Below are 23042 nucleotides of genomic sequence, written 5' to 3' on the forward strand. Positions count from 1 at the left end.
GTTCAGTCCTTGTCGGCGAACGGATTGCGGCTCGACTTGTACTGGATGCGCAGCGGCGTGCCCTGCAGCTTGAAGGCCTCCATGAAGCAGCCTTCCAGGTAGCGGGTGTAGGACGCCGGCACGTGGTCGAGCGCGTTGCCGTGGATGACGATGATCGGCGGGTTGCTGCCGCCCTGGTGGGCGTAGCGCAGCTTCGGCCTCGACAGGCCATGGCGCGGCGGCGCCTGCTTCTGCACGGCGGCACCGAGCACGCGGGTGAGCTGCGGCGTCGGCATCTTCTTCATCGCTGCCGCCCAGGCCTTGTCGACCGAGCCGAGAATGCCGGCGATGCCCTGCCCCTTGAGTGCCGAGACGTAATGGACGCGGGCGAAGCCGAGGAAGTTGAGCTTGCGGCCGATGTCCACCTTGACGCGTTCGCGGCGGTAGTCGTCGACGGCGTCCCACTTGTTCACCGCCAGCACCAGCGCGCGGCCGGCCTCGATGGCGAAGCCGGCGATGTGGGCGTCCTGGTCGGAGATGTCCTGGCTAGCGTCGACCATCAGCACGACGACGTTGGCCTCCTCCACCGCCTGCAGCGTCTTGATCACCGAGAACTTCTCGATGGTCTCGAAGACACGGCCCTTGCGCCGCAGGCCGGCGGTGTCGATCAGGGTGTAGTGCTTGCCGTTCTTTTCGAACGGTACCTCAATGGCGTCGCGGGTGGTGCCCGGCATGTCGAAGGCGATCACGCGCTCCTCGCCGAGCAGGGTATTGATCAGCGTGCTCTTGCCGACGTTGGGGCGGCCGGCGATGGCGACCTTGGGCACCTTGGCTACGGCAGCCGAGTCGTCGCCGGCCGCCGCCGTCTCGTCAGCGCCGACTTTATTGACCCATGGCTCCAGCGCCAGTTCGACCAGTTCGCGCACGCCGTCGCCGTGAGCCGCCGAGATCACCAGCGGATCGCCGCAGCCCATCTCGTGAAACTCGGCGGCCACCATGGCGCGAACCATGCCCTCGGCCTTGTTGACCACGAGGTGCAGCGGCCGGCCGCTCTTGCGCAGGCGGTCGGCGATGGCCTGGTCCTGCGGCGTCAGGCCGGCGCGGCCATCGACGATGAACAGCAGCACGTCGGCCTCGGCAATGGCCGACTCCGCCTGCCGCGCCATCTCGTGCACGATGCCGTCCTTGGCCGTCGGCTCGAAACCGCCGGTATCGACGACGAGGAAAGGCTGGTTGCCCATGCGGCCGTGGCCGTAGTGACGGTCGCGCGTCAGGCCCGGCAAGTCGGCCACCAGCGCATCGCGCGTCTTGGTGAGGCGGTTGAACAGCGTACTCTTGCCGACGTTGGGGCGGCCGACGAGGACCAGGGTGGGGATCATGCCGGCTTCCTCGCGATGACAGTAATGAATTTCTTGCGGGTAGCGCCGGGCGCCGCAAACTCCTCGTGGCTCGAACGCAGGATCTCCCAGCCGGCGAAGGCCTGCTCGACTTCGTCGTGGCCGAACAGCGTGTAGGGCCCATCGCCGAAGAGGTCGAAGTAGGTCGACCCCTCGATCAGCGTATTCACGACGGCGACACCGCCGGGTCGTGTGGCATTCTGCATGGCCGCCAGCAGGTCGGTCGAGCGTGGTCGCGGGAAGAACATCAGCAGCCCGATGGCAACCACGCTGTCGTAACCGCCGCTGACCGGGGCGGAAGAGAAATCGGCCTGGCTCGCGACGACCGGCAGGCCCTCGGCGGCGGCCGCAGCCGCCAGCCGTTCGACGGCCGTTGCGCTGCCGTCGAACGCGGTGACGCGACAACCGGCCCGCGCTGCGGCCAGCGCCAGGTTGCCGAGACCGCAGCCGAGATCCAGGACGTCGCCGCGAAGGTGCGGCAACGCCACCTGCTCGAAGGGATTGAGCGCGAAATCGCCCGCCGCAATCTGGCCGCGGAACTGGCGATCGAAGAAGTCGACGCCGTTTGGCATCAAAAAGTCGGCGCTACCATGAACTCAAGGGCTGGCACTCGTGGCGGGACGGTGCGATATCAGTTCGCGCCGAGGGCGTAGATGCCGCCCTTCCGCGTCTGCACCACTACGCCACTGGCCATGCGTTGCGGCTCGGCCAGCACCTCGCTGCCGTCGGTCTTCTGGCGCGTGACGATATTGCCGTCGTCGGCACGCAGGAAATGCACCATACCCTCGAAGTCGGCGACTGCGACGAGACTACCGAGCGCGACCGGTCGCGACAGGCGCCGATTGGCGAGCTTGTCCTGCTTCCAGGCGCTGCTGCCGCTGTTGCGATCCAGGGCATGCACGACGCCCTTGTCGTCGCTGACATAGACATGGCGGCCGTCGACGTCGATGCCGGCGCGGCTCGAGAGATCGCGCGACCACAGGGCATTGCCCGAGGCGAGGTCGAAGCAGGTCACGCGCCCCTGGTAGGCGGCGGCGCAGACCTCGCGCCCGGCCACCACGGCGGAACTGGCGACGTCGGCGACACGCTCGAGCTCCGTCGCCCCCTTGGGCAGGGCCACGGTGCTCTCCCAAATCGCCGCGCCGTTGTTGGTGGCGATGGCCACCAGCTTGCCGCCGGGGAAGCCGGCGATCAGGGCGCGGTCGAGCAGCGTCACGCCGACGTTGGAACGCAGCGACAGCGCCGGCGTACTGCGCTGGTATACCCAGCGGCGCGAGCCCGAAGCGGCATCGAAACCGAAGATGCGCGAATCGCCCGAGCGCACCGCGACTAGGCCATCGGTCACCGCTGGCGCGGCGAGGACTTCCGAGCTGACGCGCGCCTGCCACAGCGGCTTGCCGCTGTCGGCATCGAATGCCAGAACCTCGCCCTTGAGCGTGCCCACGACGACGACCTTGCCATCGGCGCCGACACCGCCGGAAATATCCTTGCCGGCATCGGCGCGCCAGACCTGCTTGCCGTTGTCGAAACGGTAGATCCGTCCGTTGCGACCGGCGGCGAAGACGCGTTCGCCGACGACCGCAGGGGTGAACACGAACTCGCCGGCATCGCCGACGCTGTTGCTCGACAACACCCGCATCTCGCTGCCGCCCTGGACCGCGCCGAGCTCCGCCGGCTTGTCCTTGGGTGCGGCAGCGAAGGGATTGATCTTGTCGACACTCGAGCAGCCGGTCAGGGCCAGCATTCCCAGCATCAGCAGCAGGTGGCCGGCGCGGCGGCGCATCACTTGGCGCCTCCGCCGGTCCCCAGCGCATCGCGCTTGGTCTGCAGCACATCCTTGTAGGGTGCCTGCTGCTGCGCCACGTCAGTGGAAGCTCGGGCGAGCTTGGCCAGCGCCGCCTCGTAGGCGGCCCGTGCTTCGGCAGGCTTGCCCTGTTCCGCCAGGATGTCGCCGCGCATCTCGCCGAAGCGCGGTGCGAAGCTGGCGGCGGCGGGCTCGCCCGCCACCTGCTTCAGCGCTTCGTCATGGGCCTTCTCGTCGAGCAGCAGGGCGGCCAGGCGCAGCCGCGCCAGGTCGCGCAACGCCGGATCCTTCGCATTGTCGGCCGCCCATTGCAACTGCGCCTTGGCCGTCTTGACATCACCAGCCTCGGCCTGGGCCTTGCCGGACAGCAGCGCCGCCATGCCGGCATAGGCGGTCAGCGAATACCTGTCGATCAGCTCGCCGGCCAGTTCGCGTGCATGCTTGGCGTCGTTCTGCGCTGCGGCGCGCTGCACGCCCATGTAGAGCTGCGATGCCTCGGCCACCTGTTGCCGCTGCCACCAGTTCCAACCCTGCCACGCCAGCACGGCCAGTGCCAGTGCCACCACGATGGCGGTCACCAGGTTGCCGTACACCTTCCACCAGGTCTTCAGTTCGTCGAGCTGTTCCTGTTCTTCGAGGTCATAGACCGCCATCTTCTTCGTCTCCAAACAGCCAGGCGCCCACGGCGTCGGCAAGTTCATCGGCCGCGACACGGCGCTGTTCGGCCGTTTCGCGCAGGGGTTTCAGGGTAACTTCGTTGGCCTCGGCTTCGTCGTCGCCGATGATCACGGCGAGCGGCGCGCCCGAGGCGTCGGCGCGTTTCATCTGGGACTTGAAGCTGCCACCGCCGCAATGCAGTTGAACAGCGAAACCGGCGTCGCGCAGGCCCTCGGCGACACGGAAGGCGAAACGTGCTGCGGCCTCGCCCTGATGCACGACATAGATGTCGGGCGCCGGCTTCTCGTGCTGGTTGCCCTGGTCGCGCCAGAGCGCCAGGAGCCGCTCGATGCCCATGGCGAAGCCGCAGGCTGGCTGAGGCTTGCCGCCGAGCTGCTGCACAAGGCCGTCGTAACGGCCGCCGGCACAGACCGTGCCTTGGGCGCCGAGCTGGTCGGTCACCCACTCGAAGACCGTGAGGTTGTAGTAGTCCAGCCCGCGCACCAGCCGCGGGTTGATGCGATAAGGCAGGCCGGCATCCTTGAGCAGCTGCTGCACGCCATCGAAGTGCTTGAGCGAGGCTTCGCCGAGGTAATCGATCAGCTTCGGCGCCCCTTCGACCACGCTCTGCAGCGCCGGGTTCTTGGTGTCGAGGATGCGCAGCGGATTGGTGTGCAGGCGGCGCTTCGCCTCCTCGTCGAGAATATCGGCGTGACCCGAGAGGTACGCGATCAGATCGGCACGATGCTTGGCGCGCTCCTCGGACTGGCCAAGGGAGTTGATTTCGAGCTTGATGTTCTCCAGGCCGAGATCGTCCCACAGCCGCTGGCACATCAGGATCTGCTCGGCATCGACATCGGGGCCGGCGAAGCCCAAGGCCTCGACGCCGACCTGATGGAACTGGCGGTAGCGGCCTTTCTGCGGCCGCTCATGGCGGAACATCGGGCCCATGTACCAGAGCCGGCGCGGGGCGTCGTAGAGGAGATTGTGCTGCAGCACGGCGCGCACGCAGGACGCGGTGCCCTCGGGCCGCAGGGTCAGCGGCTCGCCGTTGAGGCTGTCGGTGAAGGAATACATCTCCTTCTCGACGATGTCGGTGACCTCGCCGATGGCACGTGCGAACAACGGCGTCGGCTCGACCATGGGCATGCGGATGGGGCGGTAGCCGTAGCCGGCCAGCCAGCCGCGCACCAGATCCTCGAACTCCTCCCAGAGTTCGGCGTCGTCGGGCAGGATATCGTTCATCCCGCGGATGGCTTGCAGTGTCGTGCTCATGGTCAGGCGCGCGGCTGGTATTTGCGCACGACGTAATCGTCGATGATGTTGCGGAATTCGGCGGCGATGTTGTCGCCACGCAGCGTGGTGGTGCGCTCGCCGTCGACGTAAACCGGCGCGACCGGTTCCTCGCCGGTACCCGGCAGCGAGATGCCGATGTTGGCGTGCTTGCTCTCGCCCGGGCCGTTCACGACGCAGCCCATCACGGCCAGCGTCATGTCCTCGACGCCGGCGTGGCGCAGTTTCCATTCAGGCATGCGGTCACGGACATAGTCCTGGATGTCCTGCGCCAGTTCCTGGAAGGTGGTGCTGGAGGTGCGGCCGCAGCCGGGGCAGGCGACGACCATCGGCGTGAATGCCCGCAGCCCCATGGTCTGGAGGATTTCCTGCGCCACCACGACCTCGCGCGTGCGGCTGCCGCCGGGCTCGGGCGTCAGCGAAATTCGGATGGTGTCGCCGATGCCCTCCTGCAGCAGCACTGCCAGGCCCGCGGTCGAGGCGACGATGCCCTTGCTGCCCATGCCGGCCTCGGTCAGGCCGAGATGCAGGGCGTAATCGCCGCGCGCCGACAGCTCTCTGTAGATGGCGATCAGGTCCTGCACGCCGGAGACCTTGCAGGAAAGGACGATGTCGTCGCGCGCCAGGCCGAGTTCCTCGGCCCGCGCGGCGGATTCGAGCGCCGAGGTGACCATCGCCTCGCGCATGATCTCGGTGGCGTCCTTGGGCTGGGGGCGCCGCGCATTTTCGTCCATGACGCGGGCGAGCAGCGCCTGGTCGAGGCTGCCCCAGTTGACGCCGATACGCACCGGCTTCCGATACTTGCAGGCGAACTCGATCAGTTGCGCGAACTGTTCGTCGCGCTTCGCCCCCTTGCCGACGTTGCCGGGATTGATGCGCAGCTTGGCCAGCGCCTCGGCGCAGGCCGGATGCTCCGCCAGCAGCTTATGGCCGTTGAAGTGGAAGTCGCCGATCAGCGGCACGTCGAGGTTCATCGCTAGCAGCCGTTCGCGAATCTTGGGCACGGCGGCGGCGGCCTCCCGGGTATTGACGGTGATCCGCACCAGTTCGGAGCCGGCACGATGGAGCTCGGCCACCTGCATTGCCGTGGCGAAGTCGTCGGCCGTATCGGTGTTGGTCATCGACTGCACCACGACCGGCGCCGTGCCGCCAACGCCGACTTTTCCGACCATGACGCGGCGCGTCTGGCGGCGCGGCAGCGGGCCGCGCGGAATGGCCTTCTCCGGTGCCATGTCAGTCGACCGTGAGGCGCGCGACCTCGTCGCGGGCATGCGGCTTCAGATCGACCTCGCGGTCGCCGTCCTGCACGCGCACGGCCGAGGCGCGGCCGACCCAGAGTTGGAACGGCGGCTTGCCATTGGCGACCTGACGGTCGCCAGCGGAAAACTCGCCGCTGAGGATCACGCGCTGGCTGCTGTCCTTGATCTCGACCCAGGACTTGTCGGAAAACGTCAGAATCAACTGGCGCATGTCGGGCGGAATGACGGTCGCGGCGGGCGGGGCGACCGACTGATTACCTGCGGCGTCAGCCGGCGCCGCTTCGATGCGTGGCGCTGGCGGCTGCACCACCGGCTTCTCCGCGGGCTGCGCCGGGCGCTCTGTCTTGGCTAGCGGCAGTTCGCGCGGCAGGGATGGTGCCGACTCGGGCGACACCAGGTGCCAGGCAATCAGGCTGGCCGCAATCACCACCAGGACGATGGCGCCCGCCACCCAGGCGGACAAGCGGCGCTCGCCGGGCTGGGGCATCGCGGCACCGGTGTCCTCCGGCGCCCGCACCTCGGCCGTCGGCAGGGCCGTGCCGGCATCGAGCATGGCCAGCAGCGGTTCCGGCGCCTGTTTCAGGAAGCGCGCATAGCTGCGGATGAAACCGCGGACGAAGGTCGCGCCTTGCAAACCATGGAAGTCGTCGGCTTCGAGGGCCGCGATCTGACGCGGACTGAACTTGAGCGCGTTGGCGGCATCGGCCAGACTCAGCCCGCGGGCCTCGCGGGCCTCGCGCAGTCGCCGGCCCGGCAACTCGGCGGGCGTCAGCGCCACGGTGGCGGACAGGTCCGCGACCGCGTCGTCGGACTGTTCGGTTTCGGTCTGGCTCAATCGAAGCTTCCCTGCGTCAGTTTCTTGTATTCCGGCGAATCAGCGAACTTGCGCTGCAGTTGCGTCGCCCAGCGCAACTCCGCTTCGCGGTCGCCGCTCTTGCGCTCGATCAGCAGCGCCAGCCAGGTGCTCGCCGCCGTGGGCTCGGCCTGGCGATGGACCTCGGCGAGACGCGCCCGCGCCTCGGGCAGACGCCCCTGCTGGTAGAGCACCGCAGCCTGCACGTACTGCCCATAGACGTTGCCCGGATCGCGGCGCAGCGCGCTGTTCACGTAGTCCTCAGCACGCTTGTAATCCCTGATGCGGCTGGCGCACAGCGACGCGTTGATCAGCGGCCGGGCCGGCGTCGCATACATCGGGTTCTTTGCCGCCACCTCGAAATAGGCGAACGAAGTGGTTTCGCGCCCCGTTTGACACAGGAACCACCCCATGTTGCCATTGGTCTCGGCGTCGTCGGGAGCCAGTCGGAGCGCCTGCTGGAGCTGCTCCTCGGCGCGCGGATAATCCTGCATCTGCATCAGGGTCAGGCCCATCAGATTGTAGGCGGGCGAATAATTGGCATCGGCATTGATGGCGATGCGCGCCTCGTCGAATGCCGTGGTGAGTTGGCCCCCCGAGAGATAGGCCATGCCCAGGTCGGTGTGCAGCCGGGCGCGCTCGCGCGCGGCATCGCCGGCACTCTTGGCGGGGGCAGAGGGCTCGTTCGGGCGGCTGGCCGATCCGCCGCCGCAGCCCGCGAGAAGCATACCGGCCACCAGGCCAACCAAGCACAGGGCACGTTTCATCGGTGGACCTCCGGAGTTCCCGCAACATTGCCGGTCGTCGGCGTGACCTTGATCACAGGGTGGCGCGGTGCGGCAGCGCGCCGCGACTTGTCCCGCACCTGACCGGCGAGTTGGCCGCAGGCGGCGTCGATGTCGTCGCCGCGCGTCTTCCGCACCGTGGACACGATGTTGGCCGCCATGAGGATTTCCTGGAAACGGCGCACGCGCGCCGGGCTGGATCGACGATAACCGGACTCGGGAAAGGGATTGAAGGGGATCAGATTGAACTTGCACGGAACGTCGCGCGTCAGCGCGAGCAGCGCGCGCGCATCGGCATCGGAGTCATTCACTCCGTCGAGCATCACGTATTCGAACGTAATGAAGTCCCGCGGCGCCTTTTCGAGATAGCGGCGACAGGCGGCCATCAGTTCCTTGAGCGGATATTTCGCGTTGATCGGCACCAGCTGATCGCGCAGCGCATCGTTGGGCGCGTGCAGCGACACGGCCAGCGCCACCGGCACGGTGTCGCGCAGTCGATCCATCGCCGGAACGATACCGGAGGTCGATACCGTGACGCGCCGCCGCGACAGGCCGTAGGCGTTGTCGTCGAGCATCAATTTCAGCGCGGCGACGACATTGTCGAAGTTGGCCAGCGGCTCGCCCATGCCCATCAGCACGACGTTGCTGATGACGCGCTCGCCGGCATCCGCGGCACCCGGAATCTTGACCGCGCCCAGCGCGCGGTTGGCGTGCCAGAGCTGGCCGATGATCTCGGCGGTGGACAAGTTGCGGTTGAAGCCCTGCTTGCCCGTCGAGCAGAAGGAACAGTCGAGTGCGCAGCCGACCTGGCTCGAGATGCACAACGTGCCGCGGCCGGCCTCGGGGATGAAGACGGTCTCGACCGCATTGCCGTTGCCCACGTCGAGCAGCCACTTGCGCGTACCGTCGGCGGCGATGGAGTCGCGCACCGGCACCGGACCGCGGATCTCGGCCTCCTCGGCGAGCTTGACGCGCAGCGATTTGGCAACGTCGGTCATCCGCTCGAAATCGTCTTCGCCGAAACGATGCATCCAGCGCAGCACCTGGCGCGCACGGAAGGCCTTTTCGCCCAGCTGCGCGAACCAGTCCTGGATGCCGTCGACGTCGAAATCGAGCAGATTGACCATTGAATCGGCGTTCAGAGAACGTTTAGAAAACGTTCAGCGCCGGGAAGAAGTAGGCGATCTCGACCTTGGCGGTGTCCGGGCCGTCCGAGCCATGCACGGCATTGGCGTCGATGCTGTCGGCGAAGTCGGCGCGGATGGTGCCCTTGTCGGCCTTCTTCGGGTCGGTGGCACCCATCAGCTCGCGATTCTTGGCGATGGCGTTCTCGCCCTCGAGCACCTGGATCATCACCGGGCCGGAGCTCATGAACGAGACCAAGTCCTTGAAGAAGGGACGCTCCTTGTGCACAGCGTAGAAACCGCCGGCTTCGCGCTCGGACAGCCAGGCCATGCGGGAGGCGACGATCTTGAGGCCGTTGGTCTCGAAGCGGGAATAGATCTTGCCGATGACGTTCTTGGCGACGGCATCGGGCTTGATGATGGACAGGGTGCGTTCGACAGCCATTACATTCTCCAGCGAAAGGTTGGGCAAATAAGACTAGGCAAATCAAAGAACTGGCCATTTTATCGCAGATTGATGCCATGCCCCCGACCGCGGGACGAAAAAAAGCCCGGCCCATGTCGCGCATGGCCGGGCTTCAAGCGCGCGGGGGCTACCCCCGCGCGCTCCTCCTCAGGAAATCATGCCCAGCGTCCGTGGCAGCCACAGCGACATCGTCGGCCAATAGGTGACGAGCACCAGGAACACGAGCATGGTGAGCAGCCAGGGCCAGACGGCGATGGTCAATTCGGTGATGCCCATCTTGGTGATGCCGGACGCGACGTAGAGGTTGAGGCCCACCGGCGGGTGGCACATGCCGACTTCCATGTTCACCACCATGATGATGCCGAAATGCACCGGGTCGATGCCGAGCTTGATGGCGATGGGGAACAGGATCGGCGCCAGTATCAACACGATCGAGGACGGCTCCATGAAATTGCCGGCCAGCAACAGCAGGATGTTGGCAACAATCAGGAAGCCGATGACGCCGACGCCGGTGCCCATCATCCAGTCAGCCATCTCCTGCGGGATGTTCTCGTGCGTCATGAGGAAGGAGAACAGCACCGCATTGGTGATGATGTAGAGCAGCATCGCGCTCATGTTGGCCGAGGACAGCAGCACCTTCGGCACATCCTTCATCCCCATGTCCTTGTACACGAATACGGCGACGAAGAAGGCATAGACTGCGCTCATCGCAGCCGCCTCGGTCGGTGTGAACATACCCGTGTAGATTCCGCCCATGACCACGACGATGAGGAAGAGCCCCCAGACCGCCTTGCGGAAGCTCACCCAGCGTTCCCGCCACGAGGCCCTCGGCTGGCGCGGGTAGTCGTTCTTCCAGGCGCGATACCAGGTGGTCAGGCCGAGCATCGTCGCCAGTACGAGGCCCGGAATCACGCCCGCCATGAACAGAGCGCCGACCGAGGTATTGGTCGACACCGAGTACATCACCATGACGATCGACGGCGGAATCAGGATGCCCAGCGCCCCCGACGTGGTGAGGACGCCGGCACCGAAGCGATTGGGAAAACCTGCCTTGACCATCGCCGGCATCAGGATGGAGCCAATGGCCACCACCGTCGCAGGACTCGACCCCGACACCGCCGCGAACAACGCACAGGCGACCACGCCACCGAGACCGAGACCGCCATGGAAGTGGCCGACCATCGACGTGGCGAAGGCGATCATGCGCCGCGCCACCCCGCCGTGGGTCAGGAAGTTGCCGGCGAGGATGAAGAACGGGATCGCCATGATCTCGAACTTCTCGATGCCGGTAAACAGCTTGAGCGCCACCGATTCGATCGGCACCTGAGTCATCAGGAAGAGGAAGGACAGCACCGTCAGGCCGAGCGAGATCGAGATCGGCATACCGGTCAACATCAGGGCGACCAGCAGCCCGAAGATGAGCAGGGTGTTCATTTCCGGTCACCTCCGGCATCGTCTCCGTGGTTGCGCCGATCGGCATTGCCGCGTCGGTCGGCATTGCCTCGCCGATCGGCGCCCCTGCGCATGTCGTGGGGATGGAGTCCATCATCCATGCGATAGATTTCGTCCTCTTCGCCAGGCTTGGGCGGTACCTCTTCGTCCAGGCCGTCGACGTGGCCATGGTCGTGATGCGGCAGCTCCCCGGTCCGGATGAAACTCGTCGTCACCTGCAGGAAGCGGAAACACATCAGGTAGGAACCGAGCGGCACGGCCGAATAGACGATCCAGGTCGGCCATTCGAGGTCGGGCGTAGTCGGTCCCTCGGGGATGTCGGTAAGTTGCAAGCCCAGTGCGGTGAACACGGAGTAGTGCATGCCGTTTTCCCAGACGAAGCGTGCTCCCAGCGTGCCGACGATGCCGGTGAACAACGCCCCGGCGAGCAAACCGAAAATGATGAATTTGCCGCGCATGCGATCGTCGAGCCGGTTGATCAGCACATCGACGCCGACGTGGATGCCGGTACGCACGCCGTAAGCGGCGCCGAACTTGGCCATCCAGACGAACATGATGATGGTGAGTTCCTGCGCCCAACCCATGTTGATCCCGAGCAGCCAGTCCTGCAGGCCCGGGATGGCGAAGCCGGTGGCGTAACGGTGCATGACCGAGGCGAAGATGATCACCGTCGCGGCCGCCATGAGGAAGGTGATGAGCCACTCCTCGAGATGATCGAGTACCTTCATCGATGTCTCTCCATCCAAGAAAAAACGCCCGCCGGAAGGGCGGGCGCCGGGGTTGCGTCAGAGCTTGGCGGGGTCGAAGCCGGTCGCCTTGTAGACCATGTCGATGGTCTCCTTGCCGACGCGCGACTCCATCTTCTTATGCACCGGCACCAGCGCCTTCTTGAAGGCCGAGCGCTCCGCAGCAGTCTGCGTGTGGACCTGGGTCTTGCCCGATTTCTTCACCATCTCCAGGGCATTGTCATTCTCGACCTTGGCGATCTGGTTGGCGTAGCGCGTCGCCTGTTCCATGGCGTCGTCGAGTTGCTTGCGGATGTCCGCCGGCAGCCCGTCCCAGAACTTCTTGTTCACGATCACCGCATAGCCGAGATAGCCGTGGTCGGTCAGCGCCAGGTGCTTCTGCACCTCGTGCATCTTCTGGGTATAGAGGTTGGAAATCGGATTCTCGGTGCCGTCGACCACGCCGGTCTGCAGCGCCTGATAGACCTCAGAGAAGGCCATCACCTGGGGCAGCGCACCGAGGGCGCGAATCTCTTCTTCAAGCACCTTGGACGACTGGATGCGCAACTTCTTGCCCTTGAGGTCGGCGGGCATATTGATCGGTGTGTTGGCTGAGAACGACTTGAAGCCGTTGTCCCAGTAGGTCAGGCCCTTGATGCCCTTGGCCTCGAGCTTGCCCAGCATCTGCTGGCCGACCGGGCCCAGCGTGACCTTGCGCAGAGAATCGTAACCATCGAAGATATAGGGCAGATCGAAGACCTCGAACTCCTTGACGCCGAGCGGGCCGAATTTGGCGAGCGACGGCGCGAGCATCTGCACTGCGCCGAGCTGCAACGCCTCCATCTCTTCCTTGTCCTTGTAGAGCGTGCTGTTCGCGTAGACCTCGACCTTGACGCGGCCCTTGGTCAGTTCCTCGGCCTTCTTCTTGAAGAACTCGGCGCCCTTGCCCTTGGGCGTGTCGTTGGCGACAACATGACTGAACTTGATGACGATCGGCTGCTGGGCGAACGCCGCCATGGAAAAGGTCGCGGCCACGAGACCGGCGACAAGCGTGCGAAGTTTCATGATCAGGTTTCTCCTCCGTTGTTTTGTCCGGCTGTCGCGCAGCCGCAGCCGTTATCAGGCCCGGCGCTATTGTTGATCTCTCGGTGCGGTCGAGCCATTGTGGTTTTCCGCAAGTCGTGACGGTGCGGTGGCGACAAGCTAACATCCAGCCATGGTTAGTTTCGTCACTTCGACCACTGCGCCAATTTCTACCCTGCCCGCTGCCACCGCCGCATCGAGTCGCTGGCTGTGGTGGCTGTCGCGCCTTGCCTTCTTGCTGTTTCTCATGGCGGTTGCGGCACTGCTCTGGCTGTCCGACCGCAACGAGGCCGAAGAGCAGCGCGCAACCCTGATCAGCGACATTCTCTGGCTCGAACAGGACCTGCGTTTCCATCTGACCCGAAACGAGGAACTGCTGGGCCTCATCACGCCGCAGCATGCCGCCAGTGCCGGCAGCTTCGAACCGCATGCGCGTGCCTTGCTCGCCAATAACTCGGGTCTGGTACAGGTCTTCTGGCTCGATCCCGGTGGCGGCGTACGCCAATCCCTGCCCGCCCAAACGGATCGCTACGTGATTGGCGATGGCATCGATGCGGCGCCTGCAAACAACGCCTTCCGGCTTGCAGCCTCTCTCGGCAAGCCTTTCTACAGCCCCCCCTACCCGGTGGTCAATGACGACCGGCAGTTCGAAGTGCATGTGCCGGTATTCCGCGACGGCCGTCTCGCGGGTGTCGTGGTCGGTGCCTATTCGATGCGGCGCATGCTCGAGCAGACCGTTCCGTGGTGGCTGACCGAACGCTATCGCATCCGTGTCATCGACAACTCCGGCGTCACGCTGGCCGCGCGCACCAAGGTCGAAGCCAGCACCGCCCGTCGCCTCGACTACCAGCTGCCGTTCGACCCCCCGGCCATGGCTTGATGCTGCATGCGGCGCCCTACCGCACCCAGGCGCCGCTGGCGCCGCGCCTGCTGACCGCCAGCCTGATTCTGCTCGCCACACTGGTCCTGTGGAGCTTGTGGTCCCTGCGCCGGCACTGGACGCATCGGCTCGCTGCGGAGCAGGCCCTGCTGCGCGAGCATGCCTTCCGCCAGGCGATGGAGAACTCTTTGCAGACGGGACTGCGCGCACGCGATCTCGAAGGGCGCATTACCTACGTCAACCCCGCCTTCTGCCGCATGGTCGGCTGGCCAGCGGAAGAACTGATCGGACGCTCGCCGCCGATGCCTTACTGGGCCGATGAATTGCTCGAGGAGACGCGGGCCCTGCATGATCGTATCCTTGCCGGAAAGGGGCCGCTCGAGGGTTTCGAAATCAAGCTCAAGCGCCGCACTGGCGAGGTCTTCGACGTACTGATCCACGAAGCACCGCTGATCGATGCCCGCGGTCACCACACCGGTTGGATGAGTTCGATCGTCGACATCACCGAAAACAAGCGTACCGAGGAGCGGGAAAGGCAACAACAACAGCGGCTGCAGGCGACCGCGCGGCTTGTCACCATGGGAGAGATGGCCTCGAGCCTGGCCCATGAACTCAACCAGCCGCTCGCCGCGATCGCGAGTTACACGACGGGCTGCATCAACCTGATCGACTCCGGCCAGCGCGATGCGGCGCAATTGAAGTCCCCGCTGGCGAAGTGCGCCGAGCAGGCGCAGCGCGCCGGCCGCATCATCCATCGCATCTACGAGTTCGCCCGTCGCGCCGAGCCCCGGGCGGAATCCTGCGACTTGATCGCCATCGTCGACGAGGTACTGGGGCTGATTGACGCCGACGCCCGGCGTCAGCAGATTCGCATCCTGCGCGATCTGCCCGCGGAACTGCCCCCGCTGCTGGGCGACCGCGTGTTATTGACCCAGGCCCTGCTCAACCTCGTCCGCAATGGCATGGATGCGATGGCCCATATGCCGGCAGAACGCCGGATATTGACCATCCTAGGCAAGCGCGGAGATGCCACCCTGCGACTGAGCATCGCGGATCGCGGCGGCGGCATCGCGCCGGAGATCCTGGCTCACCTGTTCGAGCCATTCCGCACCACCAAGGCCGAGGGCATGGGCATGGGCCTCAACATCTGCCGTTCGGTCGTCGAGGCCCATCGCGGCAGGCTATGGCACGAAGCCCGTCCTGACGGCGGCTGCATTTTCAATGTCGAGCTGCCGCTGGTGGATACATAATTCGGCATGAGCACGAGTCTCGCCTATCTGGTCGACGATGATGAAGCGATCCGCGATGCGCTGGCCTGGCTGCTGAATTCGCGCGGCATCGCATCCCGCGCCTGGTCCTCGGCGGAGTCCTTCCTCGGCGACTACGACTTCAGCATGCGCGGCTGCATGGTCCTCGACATCCGCATGCCCGGGATGGGCGGACCGGAACTGTTCGACCGACTGCTCGAAATCGGCTGCCGGCTACCCGCGATCTTCCTTACCGGTCACGGCGACGTGCCGCTGGCCGTGCAGGCGATCAAGAAGGGAGCGTTCGAATTTATCGAGAAGCCATTCAACGATAATGAACTCGTCGATCGCGTGCTCGCGGCGTTTCAGCTCGACAACGATCAGCAACGTCTTGACGCCGGTGCCGAGCTGACGGCCGTGAAACTCTCGACATTGAGCAGTCGAGAACGCGAAGTGATGGAGCTGATACTCGCCGGCAAGTACAACAAGGTCATCGCCGACGAACTCGGCATCGCGATGCGCACGGTGGAGGTGCACCGGGCTCGCATCTTCGAGAAAATGGGCGTGAAGTCCGCGGTGGAGTTGGCGCAGCTGCTCGCCGCGTCGCGTTAACTAGCGAACATGTTCCAAATCGATCTTTCCCCGGCGACGAACGATGTCCCATTCGCCGAAGTGCTGCCGCGGATGGCGGTCATGCCCGGCCGCAAGTAGTTGGCGCAGTGCCTCGACCAGACGCGATTCGCTAGGAATGCCGATGCCGCGTCGGGCGAGCAGGTAACGCAGGGCGTTGCGCGCGCGTGGCTCGCTCAGGCTTGCCAGCGTCGCGACCGCCAAGGGGAAATCGAGCTGGTCGGCGAGATCGATTCGAGCCAGGTCGTCCAGCAGGGTGACCGCCTCACTGAACCGGCCTGTGGCGGCAGCGAGATTCCTTTCGGCTGCAGGGAAACGGCGATGGAGGGGCTCGAGGATCTCGTGGCGCAGGAAGTTGCGCGAGAAGCCGGTATCGCGGTTGCTTTCGTCGTCGACCCAGTCGAGGCCCTGCTCGCGCGCATAAGCCTCGATCTCCGCGCGTGACACCGTAAGCAGAGGCCGCAACAGTCGCCGCTGGCGTGGCGCCATGGCAGCCGAACCCGCCAACCCGGTCCCGCGTACGAGATTGAACAGCAGCGTCTCGGCCTGGTCGCCTCGGTGATGCCCCAGGACGATGAAATCCCCGCTCGCATGCGCAAACGCGGCGTGGCGCGCGCGGCGGGCTGCCGCTTCGAGGCCATCCGGCGACTCTCGATCGACGACAACGCGCTCGATCGTCAGGGGGATCCCCTTCGCCTGACACAGGATGGCGCAGAACGCCGCCCATTGCTCGGCATTCTCGCTGAGACCATGGTTCACGTGAATGGCCGCCAGTTCGAATTGGGCCATGGGAGCGAGACTGGCCAATAGATGGAGCAGAGTCACCGAATCGACGCCGCCGGAGAGAGCGAGCGTCAGATGCTGTCCCGGCGCGATCTGCGCGGCCAACGCAGCGGCGCATGTCGCCAGCACGCCGTCAGTGGATTGGCTGTTCCTTGAACTTGCCATAGCCCATCAGGCGCTCGAAGCGGCGCTCGATGAGCTCGTCGGCGGGAAGCGCCGCGACCTGCTTGAGCGCGTCCTGCAGTGCCTTCTTCAAGGAATTGGCGGCCGCCTTGTGGTCGCGGTGGGCACCGCCCAACGGCTCGTTGACGATGCGATCGACCAGACCGAGGGTCTTCAGGCGCGCAGCCGTAATCCCCATGGTCTCGGCGGCATCGGCCGCGCGTTCCGCGCTCTTCCAGAGGATGGATGCACAGCCCTCCGGCGAAATGACGGAATAGGTCGAATACTGCAGCATCAGCATGGCGTCGCCGACCGCGATCGCCAGCGCTCCGCCGGAACCGCCCTCACCGATGATGGTCGTGATAAACGGAACCTTGAGTTCAGCCATCTCATACAAATTTCGTCCGATGGCCTCGGACTGGCCTCGCTCTTCCGCATCGATGCCGGGATAGGCGCCCGGTGTGTCGACGAAGGTGAAGATCGGAATGCCGAAGCGCTCCGCCAGCCTCATCAGCCGCAATGCCTTGCGGTATCCCTCGGGCCGCGGCATGCCGAAATTGCGGTGAATCTTTTCCTTGGTGTCGCGGCCCTTCTGGTGGCCGATGACCATGCACGACTGGCCGTTGAAACGGGCGAGGCCACCGACGATCGCATGGTCGTCGGCGAAGGCGCGGTCCCCGTGGAGTTCCTCGAAATCGGTGAAGAGGTGCGGGATGTAATCGAGAGTGTAGGGGCGCTGCGGATGGCGTGCGACAAGGGCGATCTGCCAGGGCGACAGCTTGGCGTAGATATCCTTGGTCAGCGTCAGGCCCTTCGCCTCGAGACGGCTGATTTCCTCGGAGATATCGACTGCGGAATCGTCCTGCACGAAGCGCAGCTGTTCTATTTTTTCCTCAAGCTCGGCGATGGGCTGCTCGAAGTCCAGAAAAGTCGTTTTCATGGCGCGAATTCTACCGGATAGGCAGTGGCACAAACGAAAACCCCCTCCGCGGCAATCTGCCGGGAGGGGGCCTGAATGGGGAGTCTGGTGCTGACCTACTTTCGCCGGAGGTTAACCGACTATCATTGGCGCGGAGGTGTTTCACGGTCCTGTTCGGGAAGGGAAGGGGTGGTTCCGCCTCGCTATGGGCACCAGACTGAAAGGGAAGCGGCCTGGGTTTTGTGGTCCGGGCCGCGTAATTGGAAGAAGTAAATTGGGTGGTGATTGGCGCGTGTTGCACCCGAGTTGAATGTAACTCAAGGTTATAGGGTCAAGCCGCACGGGCAATTAGTATCGGTTAGCTCAACGCATTACTGCGCTTCCACACCCGACCTATCAACGTCGTGGTCTTCGACGACCCTTCAGGGGGATCGAGTCCCCGGGATATCTCATCTTGAGGCGAGTTTCCCGCTTAGATGCTTTCAGCGGTTATCTCTTCCGTATTTAGCTACCCGGCGATGCGACTGGCGTCACAACCGGTCCACCAGAGATACGTCCACTCCGGTCCTCTCGTACTAGGAGCAGCCCCTCTCAAATATCCAGCGCCCACGGCAGATAGGGACCAAACTGTCTCACGACGTTTTGAACCCAGCTCACGTACCACTTTAAATGGCGAACAGCCATACCCTTGGGACCGGCTACAGCCCCAGGATGTGATGAGCCGACATCGAGGTGCCAAACTCCGCCGTCGATATGAACTCTTGGGCGGAATCAGCCTGTTATCCCCAGAGTACCTTTTATCCGTTGAGCGATGGCCCTTCCATACAGAACCACCGGATCACTATGACCTGCTTTCGCACCTGCTCGACTTGTGGGTCTCGCAGTCAAGCCTTCTTTTGCCATTGCACTATCAGTACGATGTCCGACCGTACCTAGAAGACCTTCGTACTCCTCCGTTACTCTTTAGGAGGAGACCGCCCCAGTCAAACTGCCTGCCATGCACGGTCCCCGACCCCGATTCAGGGGCCCAGGTTAGAACCTCAACGACACCAGGGTGGTATTTCAAGGTTGGCTCCGCGCGATCTAGCGACCACGCCTCACAGCCTCCCACCTATCCTACACAAGTCCCGTCAAAGTCCAATGCAAAGCTACAGTAAAGGTTCATGGGGTCTTTCCGTCTAGCCGCGGGGAGATTGCATCTTCACAAACACTTCAACTTCGCTGAGTCCCAAGAGGAGACAGTGTGGCCATCGTTACGCCATTCGTGCAGGTCGGAACTTACCCGACAAGGAATTTCGCTACCTTAGGACCGTTATAGTTACGGCCGCCGTTTACTGGGGCTTCGATCAAGAGCTTGCACCCCATCACTTAACCTTCCAGCACCGGGCAGGCGTCACACCCTATACGTCGGCTTTCGCCTTTGCAGAGTGCTGTGTTTTTGTTAAACAGTCGCAGCCACCGATTCTCTGCGGCCCCATCGCCCTTCGGATGTTCTCCTACAAGCTACCGGGGCATACCTTCTCCCGAAGTTACGGTATCAATTTGCCGAGTTCCTTCTCCTGGGTTCTCTCAAGCGCCTTAGAATTTTCATCCTGCCCACCTGTGTCGGTTTGCGGTACGGTCGTCACAGACTGAAGCTTAGAGGCTTTTCCTGGAAGCAGGGTATCACTCACTTCGATCTCAAAGAGACCTCGTCATCACGCCTCAGCTAAGCCGTCCGGATTTGCCTAGACAGCACGCCTACACGCTTAAACCGGGACGTCCAACACCCGGCTGAGCTAACCTTCTCCGTCCCCCCATCGCATCTGTGATCGGTACGGGAATATTGACCCGTTTCCCATCGACTACGCCTTTCGGCCTCGCCTTAGGGGCCGACTCACCCTGCGCCGATGAACGTTGCGCAGGAAACCTTGGGCTTTCGGCGAGGGTGCTTTTCACACCCTTTATCGCTACTCATGTCAGCATTCGCACTTCTGATATCTCCAGCATCCTTCTCAAGACACCTTCACAGACCTACAGAACGCTCCCCTACCACGCACATTACTGTGCATCCGCAGCTTCGGTTATTGGCTTGAGCCCCGTTACATCTTCCGCGCAGGACGACTCGATCAGTGAGCTATTACGCTTTCTTTAAAGGATGGCTGCTTCTAAGCCAACCTCCTGACTGTCTATGCCTTCCCACTTCGTTTTCCACTTAGCCAATCATTGGGGACCTTAGCTGGCGGTCTGGGTTGTTTCCCTCTTGACGATGGACGTTAGCACCCACCGTCTGTCTCCCGCATATCACTTTCCGGTATTCGGAGTTTGCTATGGCGGAGTAGATCTTAATGACCCCTCCAACCATTACAGTGCTCTACCCCCGGAAGTGTCCATGCGAGGCACTACCTAAATAGTTTTCGGGGAGAACCAGCTATTTCCAGATTTGTTTAGCCTTTCACCCCTATCCACAGCTCATCCCCTAACTTTTCAACGTTAGTGGGTTCGGACCTCCAGTGGGTGTTACCCCACCTTCATCCTGGCCATGGATAGATCATCTGGTTTCGGGTCTACGCCCAGCAACTAATTCGCCCTTATCAGACTCGGTTTCCCTACGCCTCCCCTATTCGGTTAAGCTCGCTACTGAACGTAAGTCGCTGACCCATTATACAAAAGGTACGCAGTCACCCTTGCGGGCTCCCACTGTTTGTATGCATGCGGTTTCAGGATCTATTTCACTCCCCTCCCGGGGTTCTTTTCGCCTTTCCCTCACGGTACTGGTTCACTATCGGTCGATCACGAGTATTTAGCCTTGGAGGATGGTCCCCCCATCTTCAGACAGGATTTCACGTGTCCCGCCCTACTTGTCGCAAGCTCAGTTCCGCTGCCAGGTTTTCGCGTACGGGGCTATCACCCACTACGGCCAGCCTTTCCAGACTGTTCCACTAACGCGGCAGTTAAATCTTGCAGGCTCTTCCCCGTTCGCTCGCCACTACTTGGGGAATCTCGGTTGATTTCTTTTCCTTGAGCTACTTAGATGTTTCAGTTCGCTCAGTTCGCCTCCTCTGGCCTATGTATTCAGCCAGGGATACCCTTGCGGGTGGGTTTCCCCATTCGGACATCTACGGATCAAAGCTTGTTTGCGAGCTCCCCGTAGCTTTTCGCACGCTACAACGTCCTTCATCGCCTGTGATCGCCAAGGCATCCACCACATGCACTTAGTCGCTTGACCCTATAACGTTGAGCCCTGGATCCCTCCAGGTCACGCTACAGGCACAACTCGCGCTTGTTTCAATTCCATCGCTGGTTCAAAGGATGGAATCGAGAATTTGCAATCACTACCCATGTCCGATCCAATTCCTCAGATCGAACACCTTTACTTCTTCCTAGTTTTTAAAGATCCAAACAGCCTTCGGTAAAAACCGATATCAAAGCAAACCTTTGATATCGACTCTCTCTCGCAGGGGATGGTGGAGGATGACGGGATCGAACCGACGACCCCCTGCTTGCAAAGCAGGTGCTCTCCCAGCTGAGCTAATCCCCCCTCAAGCTTCGATAATCATCGCATCCCATCGTTGCTCCAGCACTTGCATAGCCCAGCTATGCGGCGTGCCTTCGCGCCTCGGTCTGCTCGATTCTCGAACCTTGCGTCGTGCCCGGCTCGAGTCAGCTCATGCGTGGTGGGTCTGGTTGGGTTCGAACCAACGACCCCCGCCTTATCAAGACGGTGCTCTAACCAGCTGAGCTACAGACCCGCTGTTCAGGGTTAAACAACCGATAGGTTGTAGGTGCTCACAGAGCCTTGTGCTCTAGAAAGGAGGTGATCCAGCCGCAGGTTCCCCTACGGCTACCTTGTTACGACTTCACCCCAGTCATGAATCCCACCGTGGTAAGCGCCCCCCTTGCGGTTAGGCTACCTACTTCTGGTGAAACCCACTCCCATGGTGTGACGGGCGGTGTGTACAAGACCCGGGAACGTATTCACCGTGGCATGCTGATCCACGATTACTAGCGATTCCGACTTCACGGAGTCGAGTTGCAGACTCCGATCCGGACTACGATCGGCTTTCTGGGATTGGCTCCACCTCGCGGCTTGGCAACCCTCTGTACCGACCATTGTATGACGTGTGAAGCCCTACCCATAAGGGCCATGAGGACTTGACGTCATCCCCACCTTCCTCCGGTTTGTCACCGGCAGTCTCATTAGAGTGCCCAACTAAATGATGGCAACTAATGACAAGGGTTGCGCTCGTTGCGGGACTTAACCCAACATCTCACGACACGAGCTGACGACAGCCATGCAGCACCTGTGTCCAGGCTCCCTTTCGGGCACCAAGGTATCTCTACCAAGTTCCTGGCATGTCAAGGGTAGGTAAGGTTTTTCGCGTTGCATCGAATTAATCCACATCATCCACCGCTTGTGCGGGTCCCCGTCAATTCCTTTGAGTTTTAATCTTGCGACCGTACTCCCCAGGCGGCGAACTTCACGCGTTAGCTGCGGTACTAAGAAAGTCTCCTTCCCCAACACCTAGTTCGCATCGTTTAGGGCGTGGACTACCAGGGTATCTAATCCTGTTTGCTACCCACGCTTTCGTGCATGAGCGTCAGTGTTGACCCAGGGGGCTGCCTTCGCCATCGGTGTTCCTCCACATCTCTACGCATTTCACTGCTACACGTGGAATTCCACCCCCCTCTGCCACACTCGAGTCCTACAGTCACAAACGCAGTTCCCAGGTTAAGCCCGGGGATTTCACATCTGTCTTATAGAACCGCCTGCGCACGCTTTACGCCCAGTAATTCCGATTAACGCTCGCACCCTACGTATTACCGCGGCTGCTGGCACGTAGTTAGCCGGTGCTTCTTCTTCAGGTACCGTCATTAGCTCAGGGTATTAACCCAAACCGTTTCGTTCCTGCCGAAAGAGCTTTACAACCCGAAGGCCTTCTTCACTCACGCGGAATGGCTGGATCAGGGTTGCCCCCATTGTCCAAAATTCCCCACTGCTGCCTCCCGTAGGAGTCTGGACCGTGTCTCAGTTCCAGTGTGGCTGATCATCCTCTCAGACCAGCTACGGATCGTCGCCTTGGTAGGCCTTTACCCTACCAACTAGCTAATCCGGCATCGGCCGCTCCATTCGCGCAAGGTCTTGCGATCCCCTGCTTTCTCCCTCAGGACTTATGCGGTATTAGCTATCCTTTCGGATAGTTATCCCCCACAAATGGGTACGTTCCGATGCATTACTCACCCGTTCGCCGCTCGCCGCCAGGGTTGCCCCCGCGCTGCCGCTCGACTTGCATGTGTAAAGCATTCCGCCAGCGTTCAATCTGAGCCAGGATCAAACTCTTCAGTTCAATCTTGTCAAAACTCACTCAAACGAATATCAGAGGTCAGACTTGCATCTAACCTTTACTGTATATCTCGTGTAAGTGCTTGCTTCTATACTCTTAGCTTCAGCAGCAGCGTAACCCCTAAGGGTCGGAATTCCTCCCAGCTTGCCCCTTCGATCTCGGGAACAAACCCCACCACCGCCTCCAGCCCCACAAGCACCTACACCTATCGGCTGTTTGG

The 23042-nt window shown here is 62.7% G+C and carries 18 protein-coding genes, 2 tRNA genes and 3 rRNA genes; 3 read left to right on the plus strand and 20 right to left on the minus strand.

Annotated elements, in window-relative coordinates; genetic code table 11:
• Positions 1-2: 2 nt before the first annotated feature.
• From der to EJE94_RS14480, 13 genes are all read right to left on the minus strand, one after another.
• Entirely contained in the window at positions 3-1358 is a 1356-nt protein-coding gene (gene der / locus EJE94_RS14420; RefSeq protein WP_121243175.1) for a ribosome biogenesis GTPase Der, read from the minus strand.
• The gene (locus tag EJE94_RS14425) at positions 1355-1948 is read right to left on the minus strand and encodes a methyltransferase domain-containing protein (protein WP_121243176.1); all 594 of its coding nucleotides are present in this window, start codon (positions 1946-1948) and stop codon (positions 1355-1357) included. Before EJE94_RS14425 ends, der begins: the two co-directional genes overlap by 4 nt.
• Positions 1949-2007: 59 nt before the next feature.
• On the minus strand, positions 2008-3159 hold the full coding sequence (bamB, locus tag EJE94_RS14430) for an outer membrane protein assembly factor BamB (protein ID WP_121243177.1): 1152 nt from the start codon (positions 3157-3159) through the stop codon (positions 2008-2010).
• Positions 3159-3833 carry a tetratricopeptide repeat protein gene (locus EJE94_RS14435; RefSeq protein WP_121243178.1) on the minus strand — a complete coding sequence of 225 codons (675 nt, stop codon included), beginning with the start codon at positions 3831-3833 and terminating at the stop codon, positions 3159-3161. Before EJE94_RS14435 ends, bamB begins: the two co-directional genes overlap by 1 nt.
• Entirely contained in the window at positions 3820-5112 is a 1293-nt protein-coding gene (gene hisS, locus EJE94_RS14440) for a histidine--tRNA ligase (protein WP_121243179.1), read from the minus strand. Before hisS ends, EJE94_RS14435 begins: the two co-directional genes overlap by 14 nt.
• A 2-nt stretch (positions 5113-5114) precedes the next feature.
• The gene (ispG, locus tag EJE94_RS14445) at positions 5115-6362 is read right to left on the minus strand and encodes a flavodoxin-dependent (E)-4-hydroxy-3-methylbut-2-enyl-diphosphate synthase (RefSeq protein WP_121243180.1); all 1248 of its coding nucleotides are present in this window, start codon (positions 6360-6362) and stop codon (positions 5115-5117) included.
• 1 nt (position 6363) lies between these two features.
• Positions 6364-7224 carry a helix-turn-helix domain-containing protein gene (locus EJE94_RS14450; protein ID WP_121243181.1) on the minus strand — a complete coding sequence of 287 codons (861 nt, stop codon included), beginning with the start codon at positions 7222-7224 and terminating at the stop codon, positions 6364-6366.
• Positions 7221-8009, minus strand: coding sequence for a type IV pilus biogenesis/stability protein PilW (pilW, locus tag EJE94_RS14455; protein WP_121243182.1), 789 nt, complete (start codon positions 8007-8009; stop codon positions 7221-7223). Before pilW ends, EJE94_RS14450 begins: the two co-directional genes overlap by 4 nt.
• Positions 8006-9154, minus strand: a complete 1149-nt coding sequence (gene rlmN / locus EJE94_RS14460) for a dual-specificity RNA methyltransferase RlmN (protein WP_121243183.1) — start codon at positions 9152-9154, stop codon at positions 8006-8008. Before rlmN ends, pilW begins: the two co-directional genes overlap by 4 nt.
• 22 nt (positions 9155-9176) lie before the next feature.
• Positions 9177-9596, minus strand: a complete 420-nt coding sequence (gene ndk, locus EJE94_RS14465) for a nucleoside-diphosphate kinase (RefSeq protein ID WP_121243184.1) — start codon at positions 9594-9596, stop codon at positions 9177-9179.
• A 168-nt stretch (positions 9597-9764) separates the two neighbouring features.
• Entirely contained in the window at positions 9765-11051 is a 1287-nt protein-coding gene (locus EJE94_RS14470) for a TRAP transporter large permease (protein ID WP_121243185.1), read from the minus strand.
• Positions 11048-11797, minus strand: a complete 750-nt coding sequence (locus EJE94_RS14475) for a TRAP transporter small permease (RefSeq protein WP_121243186.1) — start codon at positions 11795-11797, stop codon at positions 11048-11050. Before EJE94_RS14475 ends, EJE94_RS14470 begins: the two co-directional genes overlap by 4 nt.
• 57 nt (positions 11798-11854) lie before the next feature.
• Positions 11855-12859, minus strand: a complete 1005-nt coding sequence (locus EJE94_RS14480; RefSeq protein ID WP_121243187.1) for a TRAP transporter substrate-binding protein — start codon at positions 12857-12859, stop codon at positions 11855-11857.
• A gap of 151 nt (positions 12860-13010) precedes the next feature.
• Between EJE94_RS14480 and EJE94_RS14895 the strand changes: the two genes are divergently transcribed.
• From EJE94_RS14895 to EJE94_RS14490, 3 genes are read left to right on the plus strand one after another with little or no spacing between them, the layout of a single operon-like run.
• Positions 13011-13757, plus strand: a complete 747-nt coding sequence (locus EJE94_RS14895) for a PDC sensor domain-containing protein (protein WP_243642629.1) — start codon at positions 13011-13013, stop codon at positions 13755-13757.
• Positions 13757-15007 (plus strand): two-component system sensor histidine kinase NtrB, encoded by a 1251-nt coding sequence (locus EJE94_RS14900; RefSeq protein WP_243642641.1) that lies wholly within the window; start codon positions 13757-13759, stop codon positions 15005-15007. The genes EJE94_RS14895 and EJE94_RS14900 overlap by 1 nt, the downstream gene beginning before the upstream one ends.
• A gap of 6 nt (positions 15008-15013) precedes the next feature.
• The gene (locus EJE94_RS14490; protein ID WP_121243189.1) at positions 15014-15616 is read left to right on the plus strand and encodes a response regulator transcription factor; all 603 of its coding nucleotides are present in this window, start codon (positions 15014-15016) and stop codon (positions 15614-15616) included.
• Here the strand turns inward: EJE94_RS14490 and tilS are convergent, their stop codons facing one another.
• The 7 genes from tilS to EJE94_RS14525 all read right to left on the minus strand — a co-directional run bounded on the left by tilS (position 15617) and on the right by EJE94_RS14525 (position 22825).
• The gene (gene tilS, locus EJE94_RS14495; protein WP_165904849.1) at positions 15617-16522 is read right to left on the minus strand and encodes a tRNA lysidine(34) synthetase TilS; all 906 of its coding nucleotides are present in this window, start codon (positions 16520-16522) and stop codon (positions 15617-15619) included.
• A gap of 28 nt (positions 16523-16550) precedes the next feature.
• Positions 16551-17519: an acetyl-CoA carboxylase carboxyltransferase subunit alpha gene (locus EJE94_RS14500; RefSeq protein WP_121243191.1), complete on the minus strand. Its 969-nt coding sequence runs from the start codon at positions 17517-17519 to the stop codon at positions 16551-16553.
• 82 nt (positions 17520-17601) lie between these two features.
• A 5S ribosomal RNA gene (gene rrf / locus EJE94_RS14505) occupies positions 17602-17715 on the minus strand.
• A gap of 110 nt (positions 17716-17825) precedes the next feature.
• Positions 17826-20706, minus strand: a 23S ribosomal RNA gene (locus EJE94_RS14510).
• Positions 20707-20942: 236 nt separating this feature from the next.
• Positions 20943-21018 (minus strand) — tRNA-Ala (locus EJE94_RS14515).
• Between the two features lie 134 nt (positions 21019-21152).
• Positions 21153-21229: transfer RNA gene (locus tag EJE94_RS14520), tRNA-Ile, on the minus strand.
• Positions 21230-21287: 58 nt separating this feature from the next.
• Positions 21288-22825, minus strand: a 16S ribosomal RNA gene (locus EJE94_RS14525).
• The 16S, 23S and 5S rRNA genes sit together here with 2 tRNA genes alongside, the layout of an rRNA operon.
• Positions 22826-23042: the final 217 nt, after the last annotated feature.

The sequence above is a fragment of the Sulfurisoma sediminicola genome (assembly GCF_003865015.1).
Classification (GTDB): Bacteria; Pseudomonadota; Gammaproteobacteria; order Burkholderiales; family Rhodocyclaceae; genus Sulfurisoma; species Sulfurisoma sediminicola.